Here is a 16179-nt window from a genome sequence, read left to right on the forward strand (position 1 = left end):
GACGACAGCGCATCCTAAAGCTCTTTTCGGCCAAGAAATACCACCTGCTGCTGGAGTGAAGCGGCCACGCTGCTGTGCCCAATGGGAAAGGTATGCCCGCGCCTCAATAGCTAGTAATTGAATACCTGACACTTACGGTTCGTTACGGTTTTTATTGTTGCAGGCTTCCAAAAAAGGAAGTTGCAAACCATAGGGGGAGCGAAAAACGGAAGAAGTGACGCAAAGAAGGGCTATGTCGAACCAAAAAAATGGCAAAATATCCACCAAGCAAACCTAAATACGCTAAGATTTAAAACCTAGCAATCGACCTGCGGATTTAAGGGAGTATTTTAATTCCTAAAAGCAGCGTGATGTAACAAACGAGGTAATTGCTTTGTCAGATGGAAAAAATTCGCAAAAATATGTTCATACGAAAATGGCATATCGCAGCTATCGCAGCCATTTCTCTTATCGCCATCGGAGTAAGTAGTTATCTCTACTATCGCTCCGAAGAGATTGCCATTCGAACAAATAAGCAAGACGAACTTGCTGCCGTCGCCAAACTTAAAGTTGTTCAAATAGAGCAATGGATTACAGAAAGAAGATCAGAGGCAGAGTTTTTTTCTACCGCTCATGATGTTAAAACGGATATCATTTCATTGCTGGGCAAACAGACTATTGTCCAGTCAAAAAAGAGTTTAACAGAAGCACTCTCCGGAATCCAAAAAAATCATGGATACGAAAACATCCTGATCATTGATCGCAAATACCACCAAATATTTGCACTATATGCCGATTCACTTACGGCAGACGACTACACTTTGTTAATGGTAGACTCAGCGCTTAGTGCAAAAGGTATATGTCCACCTGCCCTTTACTTCTGTAAGAACCATAAAAAAATTCATATCGATTTTATGGCACCTGTCATAAATTCCAAAGGCGTTGCAATAGCCGCAATCATATTTCGGATCGATCCCAACACATATCTCTATCCTCTCATACAAAACTGGCCGCTACCTAGCAAAACAGCAGAAACGCTTATTATTCAAAAGGATATCGATAGCGTTCTGTTTTTAAATACACTAAAGTTCCGAACCAATTCGGCTCTAAAATTTCGCATTTCCCTTTCCGAAACTACCATACCAGCAATTCAAGCCGTTCAAGGGAAGATCGGCATTGTTAACGGATTTGACTATCGCGGAAAAGAAGTATTAGCCTTCCTCTGTCCCATCCAAGGAGTCCCTTGGTATATGGTAGCAAAGATTGATGCAGAGGAGGTATATGACGAACTCTACTATCGAGCAATGATGATTACACTTTTTGGAGCATTACTTACTCTGATTATTGTATTCGCGGTAACCTGGGGCTACCATTACCGCCAGCGAAACATTTACCAGCAGCTGTTTTTTGCTGAAAAGAATCTACACGAAAAGGAAGAGGAATTCCGCACCACCCTTTATAGTATTGGCGATGCCGTTATATCCACGAATATTGATGGTAGAATTACCCAAATGAATAAAGTAGCCGAATCGTTGACCGGTTATACCGAGGACCAAGCCATTGGAGAACCATTTTCCAAAATCGTTAATATTGTAAACAATAAAACGCAGAAATCTGTAAAAAACCCAGTTCAACAGGTTTTGAAAACTGGAAATATAGTTGGAAATGCAAGCCACACAATACTTGTAGCAAAGGATGGACGCGAAACCCCAATTATGAATAGCGGAGCTCCTATCATAAACAGTTCAGGAGAAATGCTTGGTGTTGTATTGATCTTTCAAAATATAAAGGAGGAATATACCCTACAGGAGGCCCTTCGCAAGAATGAGGAACGCCTCCAGATTACCTTGAAAGAGATGCAAATTGGAGTTTGGGACTGGGATTTGATCAACGATAAATGGTATGAATCGCCAATTTATCATACTATGCTTGGATATACCGATGAGGAGGGTCCATTGAACAGTGCAGGTTGGCGAACAAAAATCCACCCAAACGATATTGGAGCGGTAAGCGAGATAATAGTAAAATGTATTGCGGGGCAGACATCCAACTTTCATTACGAAGCAAGAATGCTTCACGCGAATGGAAACTATCGTTGGCAGTCCGTTACAGGCCATTCAATTGAGTGGGACAGCAACAATAAAGTCAATAGAGTCATTGGGATTAGAACCGATATTACCCAGCGTAAAGCAGAATTAGAGAATCTGCGCATTAGCGAGGAGCGATTTAGGAGTGTATTTGAGCATGCAGGGGTAGGCAAGTCGATAACAACCAAAGAGGGTAACATTAGCCCTAACAACGCATTTGCCCAAATGTTGGGCTATACGAAAGAGCAGTTGGCCGCGCTAAATTGGCAAACAATTACCCACCCTGATGATGTGGAGTATAACGCAAACCTTCTCAAGAAACTATTTGAAGGTAACGGAACCTCTGTTCGATTTGAAAAGCGCTACATACACAATAACAAATCAATTGTTTGGGTAGATATCACCACCAGCATCATGCGCGATGAAGAAGAAAATCCGCTTTACCTCATTTCGACCATAATTGACATTACTGAACAAAAAAGAATTACGCAGGAGCTCGAGAAAAATGAAAACCAATTACATACCTTGGTTCAGACAATTCCCGACTTGGTTTGGCTTAAGGATAATAATGGTGTTTACTTGGCCTGCAACTGGATGTTCGAACGATTCGTTGGAGCCAAGGAAGAAGAAATAATTGGTAAGACCGACTTCGATTTTGTCCCTGCCGACCTCGCTGAATTCTTTAGGAAAAACGACAGCATGGCAATGGCTGCAGGATTCCCGACCAAAAACGAGGAGTGGGTAACCTTTGCCGACGATGGCCATAAGGCACTGCTTGAAACCACGAAAATGCCTTTAATTGGTAACAACAAAAAATTAATAGGGGTAATGGGTATTGCTCGTGAAATAACTGCCGCGCGCCAAACTGAGCAAGAACGATTCAAACTATTAGATATCATCGAAAAAAGCGTAAACGAAATATATCTATTCAATTTAGAATCGCTTAAATTTGAATATTTAAATCACGGTGCCCTTGAGAATATTGGCTACAGCCTCGAAGAGATCACTAACTTAACCCCAATAGATATAAAGCCCGAATTCTCTCTCGAGGAGTTTCGATTGCGGCTACTTCCCTTGATAGCAAAAGAAGAGAAGCAAATAGTATTCGAAACCATTCACCAGCGAAAAGACGGAACAACTTATCCCGTGGAGGAACACCTGCAGTTACACGATCAGGATGGAAAAAAACTATTCCTTGCGGTGATCAATGACATTTCGCAACGAAAGGTGTCAGAAAAAGCATTACGTGAAAGTCAGCAACTATTTGAAACCCTAGCACAGGTATCACCGGTAGGTATCTTCCGTACTCGCATCGATGGCTGCACGACCTATGTAAATCCCACATGGACAAGTTTGACAGGGCTATCCTTCGATGAAGCATTAGGTTTCGACTGGCTAAAGGCGGTCCATCCAGATGACAGGGCTCGGCTAACTCAGAAATGGGGCAGTGCTTTGCAAGGGAGCGATAGTTCAATAACTGAATACCGTTTTTTGCGACCCGACGGCACCTCCATATGGGTATTAGGTAACGCAGTACCAGAATATAGTGGAAATGAAGTAACCGGCTATATTGGAACCATAACCAACATTTCCAGCCGTAAAGAGTTTGAAGATGCACTCACCAAGAGCGAACTGCTTTTTCGTACCCTATTCGAAAATGTGGGAGAGGGAATTGTAGTGGCAAATACCACAGAACAATTTGAATATGCAAACACAGCTGCCGAGAATATTTTCGGTGTGGTACATGGTGGATTAGTTGGACTATCCCTTACAAAGTTTGTCTCAGATAAAACCTATCAAAATATTCTGAAAGAAACCGAACAAAGGAGGCAAAACATTAAGAGCGTTTATGAATTAGAGATTATGCGCGCCGACGGTAATATTCGAAATTTATTGGTTACCGCCGTACCCCGATATGAAAACAATGATAAATTCATTGGCACTTTTGGGGTTATAAGAGATATTACCGAACAAAAGATTGCCCAGCAAGAGATACTAAAACTAAATGAGACACTTGAACGCAAAGTAATTGATCGCACTCAACAGTTGGAAGCGGCCAACAAGGATTTGGAGTCCTTTTCCTACTCCGTCTCGCACGACTTACGCGCGCCACTTCGGCATATCGATGGGTTTGTGAGTATTCTTTTAAACGATTTCCAAGAGGACTTGCCACAGGAAGCAAAGCGATACCTGAATACTATTATCGCCTCGGCCAAGCAAATGGGTACCCTTATCGACGATCTGCTCAAGTTTTCCAGAACTGGTCGTTTGGAGATGAACAAGAAAACGTTCAGTATGGATCGAGTGGTTGCCAATGCTATCAATCAGGTAATGCAAATACAGGCTACACATCCCATCGAATGGATTATAAATCCACTACCTGAAGCATTCGGCGACGAGAATCTGTTGCAGTTGGCGTGGGTGAACCTCGTCGAAAATGCTGTAAAGTATTCGCGGAATTGCAGTAACCCAAAAATTGAAATTGGAACCATCACAAAACAGTCGGAAACTATATTCTACATACGAGATAATGGAGTTGGATTCGATATGCAGTATGCACAAAAACTTTTTGGAGTATTCCAGCGGATGCACTCCGAAAAAGAGTTTGAGGGGACCGGAATTGGTCTGGCCAACGTTCATAGAATTATTACCCGTCATGGCGGCAAAATTTGGGCCGAAGCGGAACCGAATAAAGGGGCTACGTTTTTCTTCACCTTACCCACTGCTTCCCTTTCGTGAATCCGATAAAACATCTAATCGATTTGAACAGGAACACAACATAAAACCCCGCAATCAGCAGTGGATTATAGTTCAATATATTATCCACATCTGAGTCCTGGAAAAATTCCCGCATAGCGGAAAAAGTGTTGTAGATTAAAACCAATAATTTATTGGTTTACGCCCTAATTGGATCAACAAACGTTTATCAACAGTAATGATTTTTTTGTATATTTAGCATTGTTGGAATAGTGACATCAGCCGATTACAATCAGCAAGAAGGGTAATCAAAAACCAACTCATCCGCTGTTACCATGAATACAAAAACCCATTTTTTTGAGTTAACCAAAACACGGATAATTATATTACTAACTACGTTAGTATCCCTACTTGCGATATCGGCATTTCTTTACTATAGTTACGAGAGCAACTCCATGCGCACACAAAAATATGAGGAGCTTAAGATTATTGCCGATTCGAAACAGAATCAAATCGTAACGTGGTGTAATGCCCGACTGAATGATGCCACCATGGCTACGGAAAGTCCCCTTTTCAATGAGGCATTGACACGCTATCTGAATCAGCCATCAAGCGAACTATTGCGAAACAATATGCATAGAAGGCTGAAATTATTACAAAAAACCTACAACTACGACGAAATATATATCACCAACGAAGAAGCAATCCCGTCAGTATTCCTTTCAGATGAGCAGCCTACCGTAGACTCTTCCCTACGTGAAAGAATAAAGGAGGCCATTCAACAGCGAAGAAATATTCTTACCGATTTTTACCGCATAAAGAATAACAACAAGATCAAAATTGACGTCATTGCCCCCGTTTTTAAGGCCGACAGCACTCCATTGGGCGTCTTGATTTTGCGGATTGACCCCAACAAATATCTCTACCCGCTAATACAGTCGTGGCCAACTCCAAGCAAAACTGCCGAAACGGTAATTGTTCGACGCGAATCCAACGGCATACTATTTCTGAATGAACTTCGACATAAAAAGAACACCGCACTATCGGAATATATCCCTCTTTCTTCAATCGATGTGCCAGCCGTTAAAGCGGTATTGGGCGTCACGGGTATAACTAGTGGGGTCGACTATCGTAACGTTCCCGTCATTGCCGACATACGCCCCATTACCGGCACACCATGGTTTATGGTTACTAAAGTAGATCAGGAAGAGATCCTTTCGGAACTTCACTTTAGGGCTACCATACTTATTATCATAGTTCTAATGGCATCCCTATTGATCACTTTTTTTATTGCTTGGCTATACCACTTTCGGCAGCAGAATATATACAAGAAGTTATTGAATGCCGAAAATGAATTTCGGACAACACTCTACTCGATTGGAGATGCGGTAATAACAGTAAGCAAGGAGGGAATCATCAGACATATGAACCAAATTGCAGAGCATCTAACGGGATATGTTGAAATAGATGCTAAAGGAAAAACCATTGAATTGGTGGTACATATCCAATTTGAAAATAGTCATAAGCGCTTCATCCCTTTTTCCGAAAACAGATTCAATTCTGAACAATCTCGGGAATTTGGCGAGAAAATGGTTATCCAATCGAGGAACGGCAATCGGGTTCCCATAAGTATAAGCATTGCGCCTATTGTAAACGAAGGAGGTATCCACCAAGGAGCAATCCTAGTGCTACACGACCAAACCAAGGAGCGAAAAGCGGAAAAGGAACTTTTGGAAAGCCGTGAGCGGCTAGCATTTGCCCTCGATGGTGCTAATGATGGTCTATGGGATGTCCAAATGAAAACAGGATCGGTTTATTTAAGTCCACGTGCCTGCGAAATTTTGGGATATACCCAGGAGAACATTCACAACACCGTAAAAGTGTGGACCGACTTAATTTACCCACCGGATTTACCCGCCATGCAAGTAGCCCTCGACAACTATTTTGCAGCAAATGCAGGCTACTTTAGCCTTGAGCAGCGATTAAGGACTAAGCAGGGAGAGTTAAAATGGATATTAACTCGCGGGAAAGTGGTAAGCAACAACGATCTAACTGGTCCTACGCGTATGGTAGGCACCTATACCGATATTACAAAAAAGAAAGAGAGCGAACAGGAAATTTTACACCTAAATGAATCTTTAGAGCACAAAGTAATTGAACGGACACAACAACTGGAAGCGGCCAACAAGGATTTGGAGTCCTTTTCCTACTCCGTCTCGCACGACTTACGCGCGCCACTTCGGCATATCGATGGGTTTGTGAGTATTCTTTTAAACGATTTCCAAGAGGACTTGCCACAGGAAGCAAAGCGATACCTGAATACTATTATCGCCTCGGCCAAGCAAATGGGTACCCTTATTGACGATCTGCTCAAGTTTTCCAGAACTGGTCGTTTGGAGATGAACAAGAAAACGTTCAGTATGGATCGAGTGGTTGCCAATGCAATCAATCAGGTAATGCAAATACCGCCTACAAATCCAATTGATTGGATCACAAACCCTCTACCCGAAGCATTCGGCGATGAAAACCTACTGCAGTTGGCGTGGGTGAACCTCGTCGAAAATGCTGTAAAGTATTCGCGGAATTGCAGTAACCCAAAAATTGAAATTGGAACCATCACAAAACAGTCGGAAACTATATTCTACATACGAGATAATGGAGTTGGATTCGATATGCAGTATGCACAAAAACTTTTTGGAGTATTCCAGCGGATGCACTCCGAAACAGAGTTTGAGGGGACCGGAATTGGTCTGGCCAACGTTCATAGAATTATTACCCGTCATGGCGGCAAAATTTGGGCCGAAGCGGAACCGAATAAAGGGGCAACCTTCTCCTTTTTACTTCCAAAGTTTATCGAACACCAAGCAGAATAGAATTAAATACATCAGCATTGCAGGGTGATATTGAAGAAGTGAGAAAGGTAACATAATGTTGATTTTAATTATAAACAAGAGTTACTCATACTGATAAATAGAGGCAAATGGTTCTTTTAAATTAGGTGTAATTATGAAAATTAAAACAATATTGCTCGCTGAGGATAATAAATTTGATGCTGAATTAACACAAAAAGCTCTTGCAGAGTCTAACCTTGCCAACAATCTAGTTACGGTAAGCGACGGAGTTGAAGTATTGGATTATTTACGTTATGAAGGAAAGTTTAAAGATAGGGAGCATGGCAATCCTGCCGTTATCCTTCTCGACATAAAAATGCCAAGATTAGACGGTATCGAAACTCTTCAAGTTATCCGAACCGATCCAAAGCTAAAAATGATACCAGTGGTTATCTTGAGTTCATCGCGCGAAGAGCAAGACTTAATACGCTCCTATGCGCTGGGAGTTAATGGCTACGTGGTAAAACCAGTCGACTTCAAGCAATTTGTAGAGGCCGTAAAATCCTTAGGTGTTTTTTGGGTTCTTATTAACGAACAACCTCCAAGTTGAATCGTTAATGACTATATTGTAGCGCAACAGAAGACAATGGAAATATTGCTTCTCAAACCGTAAAAGGTCTAAAAGCGAAAAAAGTGATCAATAAAGCAAGACTAAAAAAAATAAGACTTCGAATCGGCATTGTTTTACCGTTTCAATTTTCTCTCCAATGAAAAATGAAAAACCTAACCAACAGGTCTTATCTATACTCGTACTCGAAGACAACCTGACGGATGTTGTTCTTTTAAAACAATTCCTTTATCAAGAAGGATTTACAACGATCATTAGCCATGTTGCCAACGAAAACGATTTTCTCGAGAAATTGCATACAGACACTTACGACCTTATCCTTTCGGACTATAACCTTCCTGGCTATACGGGCATGGCTGCCTTAAAAAAAGTAAAACTCATCTGCCCTCAAACTCCCTTTATTTGCATCTCCGGAACCATTGGCGAGGACTTAGTTGTTGAACTACTACAGGAGGGTGCTGCCGATTATGTTCTGAAGGATAAGATGGGAAAGTTACCCTTAGCCATAAACAGAGCCCTTGGAGAAGTTCAGCAAAGGCGGGCCTTAAAAAATGCCGAATCAGAGTTGCGTATCCTTTCCCGCACAGTGCAACAAAGCCCCTCGTCGGTAATCATTACCAACACGTCAGGCATCATCATTTATACGAATCCAAAATTTACTGAAATCTCCGGTTACACTGTTGATGAGATCATTGGAAAACCTTTGCGTATACTCAAAAAAGGAAGAACCTACGATAATATACACGCCGAAATATGGAGCACCATAACTGCAGGGCATATCTGGCAAGGAGAATATCTTAGCAAACGAAGTAATGGCGAACTATTCTGGGAGCACACTACTATCTCTCCAATCTTCGATTCAAACGAAGAAATTTCTCATTATTTAGCCATAAGTGAAGATATTACAGGTAAAAAACAGACCGAACAAGCCATTAAAGAGAGTGAACAAACATTTCGCTTCCTTTTTCAAGACAACCCTCTATCTATGTGGGTTTATGAAATTGAATCGCTCAAATTCCTTTCGGTAAACCAAATGGCCATAATGAAATATGGTTATTCCGAAGAGGAGTTTTATGCAATGACCATTAGAGACATACGCCCCAAAGAAGACATCGCACGATTGAACGAAAATCTAACCGACGAAGCCGGAGATACTCAGTTCTCACGAGGATGGCGCCACAAGCTCAAAAATCAGGATATAATTGACGTTGAAATATTCTCCCACAGCATTAATTTCCATGGTAAAAAAGCAAGACTTATAGTTTCTATTGATATAACAGAACGTATAACAGCCGAAAAAGAAGTAAAAATACTCTCTGAAGCGGTTCAACAAAGTCCCGTTTCAATTATCCTTACAGGGATCAACGGGAAGATTGAGTATATCAACAATAAAACTGAGGAAATAACAGGATATACTAGAGCCGAATTAATTGGGAAAAGCCCGAGTATTCTCCGATCGGAAAATATTTCGAAAGAAGAGTCCACCAAACTTTGGGACACCATAAATAGGGGCGATAAATGGTCTGGAGAGTTCTATAATAAGAAGAAGAGTGGTGACCCATACTGGGAATCGGCCACCATCTCCCCCATCTTTGATGAGGAGGGAAAGATAACCCACTTCCTCGACATCAAACAGGACGTGACTGACAAGAAAAAATTAACGGAAGACCTCATAATATCAAAAGATAAAGCAGAGGCTAGCGATAGACTAAAAACTGCGTTTATGCACAATATCTCTCACGAAGTGAGAACCCCTTTAAACGGAATCTTGGGATTTGCAACGCTTATTAGCGAACCAGATATCGACGAAGATACGAAAGAACGTTACCTGAATATTCTTAATAGAAGCAGCGACCGATTGCTAAATACCATAACTAGCTATATAGACATTTCGCTTCTGGTCTCCGGGAACCAGGAAAAACACTTAAACAGAATCAATATAGGCAGTATTCTCAACGACATTTACGAGTTGTTTGCTCCAAAATGTACAGAGAGAGGTTTAGATATGAAAGTTGTCATTTCGGAATCGGTAGAATTGTTGGTGATGGAAACCGATCGATCCCTAATCGAAAAAGCCTTAACGCATCTGCTGAATAATGCCATCAAGTTTACAGAGGATGGAACTATTACACTCGACGGCAGGATAGCAGATGGTAGCCTTCACATATCTGTAATCGATACTGGAATTGGAATTGAAGAGCAGGCACAGAAAAATATATTCGGTCACTTTATCCAAGAGAATTTTTCTCATACAAAAGAATACGAAGGCAGCGGATTGGGTCTTTCCATTGCGAAAGGGGTAATAAACTTGCTAGGTGGAAATATCTATGTAGTTTCTGCAAAAGGGCAGGGATCCAAATTCACCATTTCGCTACCTATAAGTCAACTTTAAAAGGAATAACGCTGATGAAACAACCCCTAGATAATCCAAATATTAAAGAAACAATGCCAAGAACCATATTAGTAGTTGAAGACGACGACCTAAACTTCAACTATATTGATATTGTGATGGAGTTGGAAGGGCTTACTGTTCTTTGGGCAAAGAATGGAGTCGAAGCAATCGCACTCTTTGACCAACATCCCGAAATATCTATAATTCTAATGGACATCAGAATGCCTGCAATGGATGGGTATGAAGCTACTCGTCAGATCAGGACACGGAACTCCACAATCCCAATTATTGCCATTACAGCATTTGCCCAATTGAGCGACAAGGAAAAGAGCCTTGACGCAGGATGCAACGATTACCTCTCAAAACCCGTTCGAAAAGACGACCTGCTAAAAGCCATATACAAACACTTACCTAAGCAGTAACAGACCAATCGAATCAGTTAAAGCCTACTCGCTCTTTCGAGTGAGATAAAACATAAGGCGGAACATAACTCTTATTAACTGATAGGCAAACCAATCGGCCAACCGAGACAGTAAAGTGCGCCTTCGAAGGTAATCTTCGAAAGTAATTTGCCTGCAATCGGTTAGAATGATTTCTTGCAGCAACTTTTCAAACTCAAGAGTAAAAGTTGAATCAAGGATGTTGAGATTGAGTTCAATGCTTCCGTAATCGCTAAGGTGATTAAAATTATAACTTCCAATGGTGCTCCATACACCATCAACAGTAGCCACTTTTGCATGGATATTCGAAGGCAAATACTCGTAAATTTTAATATTATTCCGAAGGATAAAACCATAAAGAAAGTTGGTAGCCCGCTTAAACATCGGGACATCCGATATACCGGGAAGAATAATGGATATCTCCACCCCCCTCAACCTAGCATTCTTTAAAAGTTTCCGATCTTTTCGTCCGGGAAGAAAGTAACTAGCGACTACAACTACTCGCTCCTTTGCCATTTGTATTGCCCTGCGATAACTCATCAGCACCTCTATCTTCCGCCTAAACCAGTTGTTCTGAACCATCCGCACCATCACGCCTGGATCGTATGAACGAGGATTGGGAATGCGTTCCCGCGAACGCTCCTTCGGCGAAATAAACTGCTTGTTCCACACCTTCTTTGTTATGTTCAAAATGGGCACACACACTGGACCTTTTACAAGTATTGCAAAATCGAGCCACTCCTTCCTTCCTGGACTCCCAAGGTATTTATTCGCAATATTGATCCCACCAACAATAGCTGTAGAACCATCGACCAAAAGCACCTTATGATGCAGCCTTAAGCTTACCTGAAATCCTTTTGATGTAAAAACAGGTGCAAATTTTCTGAAAAGTATACCTGCATTTATAACCCTTAAAATGGATCGGCGTGAGAAACTATTTGAGCCAAAAGCATCCAGCACCATATACACCCGAACACCCCTTTGAACAGCCCTCACAAGCGCATTTACTATCCGAATGCCCGTTTCATCCTCAACTACAATGTAGGTTTGAAAGTGGATATATTCCACAGCAGCATCAATGCTCCGTTCCATTGCATCAAAAAACGGACTACCACTGCGCAACAATTCCACCGTATTGCCACTAGTATAACCACTCAACACTCTTTTGCCTAAAAACAACATCGCTTCGTAAATTTACAATACAAAGATAAAATTTGAAGCGAACAAACGTTACCCATACGTAGGTAAGTTCTAAATAGAAAAGAAGCAATACCCAAAAACAACAAAGCAAATTGAATAAAATGCCATGCGGGTTTCAAGCACTTTTCGAATCGAACCCAAAAAGAAGAAAAACTGTGAAGTAATCCAACGTCCTTATCGATTGATAGCGAGAATTAAAACAAATTGAAATGAAAAATAAGTTCATACCATAGAATTTGCCACATCCTTTTACTATTTTCGCAGTGTGAATTCTGCCTGTGAATTTAAACAACATCACTGATTCACAATAGCATAAATCAATAACGACAACAATATTTCAGGTAGTAAATATAAAAAAGGGGAAACAATGGAGATTGGGAACAGTGCTAGAGTTCAGGATGGGATTATGTCCCCCGATTTTGACAACCTAAAAATTGGTGGTTGGGAAGGCAGAATTGTTAATTTTAGTAAAGATATACTTACCATTGAGTTGGATAGCCTAACCCTCGCACGTTTAACCGAAGGTTACCTTATTGATTGTTTTGCAGATGAAAGAGATTTTGCTTTCATTTATCTGGGAATGAACGAAGTTGAACTTACCGTTCCCCGTGACACGCGACGTGCTACAGCAAAAAAGCAGCAAGACATCAACCTCAAATATTCGCTCAAGGATGCGGACAAACGCATTGCGCAAATCCTTGATGCCGAAGACAATTCGGTACACGAAGAAAACCATCAGAAGTATTTGAACTACTTGAAAACCTCAATCAAAAAACCTTGCATACTTACCGGCATTGAGGATTTCGATTGGGAAGAGCCATTCCTCTTTGGGAAAGGAAAGAAGAGCGAATACGAAAAGATGAGAGCAACCAATCCCTCCTACCAAGACGAATTTGAGTATATCGAAATTACTGATCTACTCGACGAAAAGAAAGGGGTTATGGCAAACGTAAACAGGGTGTCGGATAACCAACAATTTTCGCTTCCATTGTGGGATCTAAAAACCACCGAGTTTAACTATCCTAACTACCTAATCGTTTCGGATTACTCCTACTGGATGACGAACTATCCTCGTACCGTGAAAGTAGCGGAAGAATTGGGCGAAGAGTAGTATTTACTCGATATTCTGAAGAATGAATTTGCATAAGACTTTAGCAATATAGGATATCAGCATATTAAGAAAAAAGCACGAACCAAACATTCGTGCTTTTCTTTTTTGTCATTTTTGGCTCATTTCCCTTCTATAGGCGAAACCCGATAACCAGTATATCATCCACCTGATCGTGATTACCCTTCCACTCAATGTGCGCATCATACAACCGCTGGCGTTGCTCCGCTGCAGGAAGGATTGCAATATCCGTTAGCAACCGTTTAAAAGGCTTCGACATGAACTTTCGACCTTGATCCCCACCAAATTGATCGCCATATCCATCGGAGAATATAAAGAAAGTATCACCGGGCTTATAGTTCATACTGGTACATTTGAAAGGTTCATTGTCGGTTATGTGGATACCAATTGGCATTTTATTTCCCTTAAACTCTTGCAGTTCACCTTCGCGAATAAGATAGAGCGGATTGTATGCACCAGAAAAATCCACCGTGCCCAACTCTTTATCTATTACGCAAAGGGCTATATCCATACCATCCTTTTGCTCATCTTGTTTTCCGGTTTGGGAAAGGGTTCGTTTAATATTCTCCCTCAGTTTATCAAGAATACAGTTTGAGGCACAAACGCCCTCCTTTGTAACGATTTCGTCAAGGAAAGAGACCCCAAGCATACTCATAAACGCACCGGGGACACCGTGACCAGTACAATCGGCAGCCACAACAATTATCTTACTATCGGTAGATGTGATCCAGTAAAAATCACCGCTAACGATATCGCGCGGTAAAAAAAGCACGAAACTCTCCGGCAAAAGTTTATCAAATCGTTCAAGGGGAGGCAAAACTGAAGTTTGAATACGGCTGGCATAGCGAATAGAATCCGTAATCTCCTGCTTTTGATGCGAAATAAGATCATTCTTCTCATTCAACTGAACGTTGTTCGATTTGATTTTATGATAAAGTTTAAAAAGCAGAATAACAAATACTAATATTATTAAGAAGCCAACGATGAATGTGAAGATCATCCATTTCTGGCGCTGGATAACGCTATTCTGAAGTTCCGTTTCGGTATTTAACTGCTTTATGGATTGCTCCTTCTTTTCCGTTTCAAACCTAGTCTGCATCAGCAATAAGGTTTTCTGACTTGCATCAGAAAATATTGAATCCTTGACAACTACGAATAGTTTATGATAGTTGAGGGCTTCCTGTGCATCACCTGTTTTTTCGTAAACCTGAAAGAGTCGCTGGTATATGGAGCGGGTAAGTTCGCGATGGCCACTCTTAAGCGCTAACTTTAAGCCCCGTTTGTATGATGCAATAGCTTCAACATAATTGCCCTTTCGGTAGTTTACATCACCCAATCCGTTATGGGCCACAGCAACTTGGTAAGTTAAACCCAATGCTTGGCTGGTTTTTAATGCATTAGTGTTATACTCAATTGCTCGATTATACTGTCGCTCATAAACTGCAATTTGCGCCAAATTTAGAAATACAACCATTTCATTTTGTGTATCCCCAATCGCCTTGGAAATATCAAGTGCTTGCTTATAAAAATCTTTGCCTTTAACGAATTTCTTTTCAATCTCTCTGGCAGGTATCCGAAGAATCGAATCCTCCCAACTCGCCATAAATCTGCTGGTATATTCAGAGTATGCGATTCGAGTGTAAATATTGGCGATAGCCATCATGCTATTAGCCACACCCTTTTTATTATCCGTATCCCTAAAAATTTTAAGAGCATTATTATAGTATTCCAATGCCTTATTGAAGTTTACTTTATTGTTTTCAATAGACATTTCACTCTGCAGCTGGTTTTCATAAACAGTGCCAATACTGAATAAACAGTTGGCAATTCCATCATGCTCCTTAATTATTTCAAAATACTTAGAAGCATCTTGAAATGATTTGATTGCCACTTGATAATCACCATGTTTTGCATCGCAATTGCCAATATTATAAAGGGCAATGGCTATCTGAAACGTATTATTAAGCTTTTGTTGGATGGTCAAGTTCTGTGTATAATAAGCCTTTGAACTATCATACTTACCCCGTTGGTAGTAAATATCTCCTAAAACATTAGCGGTTCTAGATATTTTACCAGCATCGCCTAACTTTATCCTAATAGAATAGGCCGACTTCCACATTAGCGTAGCTTGATCAAGATTGCCTCGATCAAAACTATACTGACCAAGTTCATGAAAGGCATCCGCAATAAGAGATTGGTCGTTGTTTTTTTGCGATTTAGCCAACACTTCCCTAGCTGACTTTTCAGCTTGTTCGATATTGTTCTGAATGGAATACATCTTGCCTATATTAAGCAATGACTCCATCTCTCCTTTAAAATATCCTGTTGATTTGGCCAACTCAAGCGCTTTTCTAAAACTCTTAAAAGCCTCATCAGCGTTCCCCTTGTCGTTATAAATAAAGCCCAAATTATTTAGGGCTTTTACCTCTGCCTCCGGAAGGTCGAACTTACGCGCTAAGCTAGATGCCTCCTTTGCATAGTTATATGCCTCATCGCTATTGGAAAGTTCAGGAACAATCTCATTAAGAATTTCAAGACGTTGCTTATCCTTTGCAGTTTTCAGCAAGCTCTTTAAACTATCGACACGGATATCCTGTGCTCCGACCAAATGGGTAGCGAGAAGTAAAAATAGTAAAGGAATCGATTTGAGGAAGAACTTGCACATCAAAATAGGGTATTTAGCTTAGAAGCAAATTTAACAAATTGAGCGTTACAAAAATGAGGTATTGCAATTAGTTTGCATCATTTTTCTAAAATGAGTCAAATACTAACGTTTGACATGCAGAACAAAAAACC

General features: G+C 40.8%; 8 protein-coding genes. 6 read left to right on the forward strand and 2 right to left on the reverse strand.

The genetic code is table 11. The annotated features are described in order from the left end of the window. Nucleotides 1–401 precede the first annotated feature (401 nt). The 5 genes from BLS65_RS06680 to BLS65_RS06700 all read left to right on the forward strand — a co-directional run bounded on the left by BLS65_RS06680 (nt 402) and on the right by BLS65_RS06700 (nt 11036). On the forward strand, nt 402–4805 hold the full coding sequence (locus BLS65_RS06680; protein ID WP_170830020.1) for a PAS domain S-box protein: 4404 nt from the start codon (nt 402–404) through the stop codon (nt 4803–4805). A gap of 293 nt (nt 4806–5098) precedes the next feature. Continuing rightward, a complete protein-coding gene (locus BLS65_RS06685; RefSeq protein WP_092437223.1) occupies nt 5099–7636 on the forward strand; it encodes a sensor histidine kinase in 2538 nt (845 codons plus the stop codon). A 133-nt stretch (nt 7637–7769) separates the two neighbouring features. Beyond that, on the forward strand, nt 7770–8204 hold the full coding sequence (locus BLS65_RS06690; protein WP_212590511.1) for a response regulator: 435 nt from the start codon (nt 7770–7772) through the stop codon (nt 8202–8204). Nucleotides 8205–8361: 157 nt separating this feature from the next. Further along, complete coding sequence (locus BLS65_RS06695) at nt 8362–10614, forward strand: PAS domain S-box protein (protein WP_092437227.1); 2253 nt, start codon at nt 8362–8364, stop codon at nt 10612–10614. Nucleotides 10615–10628: 14 nt separating this feature from the next. Next, complete coding sequence (locus tag BLS65_RS06700; RefSeq protein WP_092437229.1) at nt 10629–11036, forward strand: response regulator; 408 nt, start codon at nt 10629–10631, stop codon at nt 11034–11036. A gap of 24 nt (nt 11037–11060) precedes the next feature. Here BLS65_RS06700 and BLS65_RS06705 read toward each other — a convergent pair whose 3' ends face one another. Further along, entirely contained in the window at nt 11061–12236 is a 1176-nt protein-coding gene (locus BLS65_RS06705; RefSeq protein ID WP_092437231.1) for a phospholipase D-like domain-containing protein, read from the reverse strand. A 385-nt stretch (nt 12237–12621) separates the two neighbouring features. Here BLS65_RS06705 and BLS65_RS06710 point away from each other — a divergent pair, with 385 nt between their 5' ends. Continuing rightward, a complete protein-coding gene (locus tag BLS65_RS06710) occupies nt 12622–13365 on the forward strand; it encodes a hypothetical protein (protein ID WP_092437233.1) in 744 nt (247 codons plus the stop codon). A gap of 130 nt (nt 13366–13495) precedes the next feature. Here the strand turns inward: BLS65_RS06710 and BLS65_RS06715 are convergent, their stop codons facing one another. Continuing rightward, nucleotides 13496–16048, reverse strand: a complete 2553-nt coding sequence (locus BLS65_RS06715) for a tetratricopeptide repeat protein (RefSeq protein ID WP_092437235.1) — start codon at nt 16046–16048, stop codon at nt 13496–13498. Nucleotides 16049–16179 lie beyond the last annotated feature (131 nt).

Origin of the sequence: Williamwhitmania taraxaci (assembly GCF_900096565.1) — a bacterium.
GTDB classification, from domain to species: domain Bacteria; phylum Bacteroidota; class Bacteroidia; order Bacteroidales; family Williamwhitmaniaceae; genus Williamwhitmania; species Williamwhitmania taraxaci.

Coding starts and splice junctions, on each gene's coding strand:
- BLS65_RS06685 (WP_092437223.1), top strand. CDS start 5,099: ATGAATACAAAAACCCATTTTTTTGAGTTAACCAAAACACGGATAATT.
- BLS65_RS06715 (WP_092437235.1), bottom strand. CDS start 16,048: ATGTGCAAGTTCTTCCTCAAATCGATTCCTTTACTATTTTTACTTCTC.
- BLS65_RS06680 (WP_170830020.1), top strand. CDS start 402: ATGTTCATACGAAAATGGCATATCGCAGCTATCGCAGCCATTTCTCTT.
- BLS65_RS06700 (WP_092437229.1), top strand. CDS start 10,629: ATGAAACAACCCCTAGATAATCCAAATATTAAAGAAACAATGCCAAGA.
- BLS65_RS06705 (WP_092437231.1), bottom strand. CDS start 12,236: ATGTTGTTTTTAGGCAAAAGAGTGTTGAGTGGTTATACTAGTGGCAAT.
- BLS65_RS06710 (WP_092437233.1), top strand. CDS start 12,622: ATGGAGATTGGGAACAGTGCTAGAGTTCAGGATGGGATTATGTCCCCC.
- BLS65_RS06690 (WP_212590511.1), top strand. CDS start 7,770: ATGAAAATTAAAACAATATTGCTCGCTGAGGATAATAAATTTGATGCT.
- BLS65_RS06695 (WP_092437227.1), top strand. CDS start 8,362: ATGAAAAATGAAAAACCTAACCAACAGGTCTTATCTATACTCGTACTC.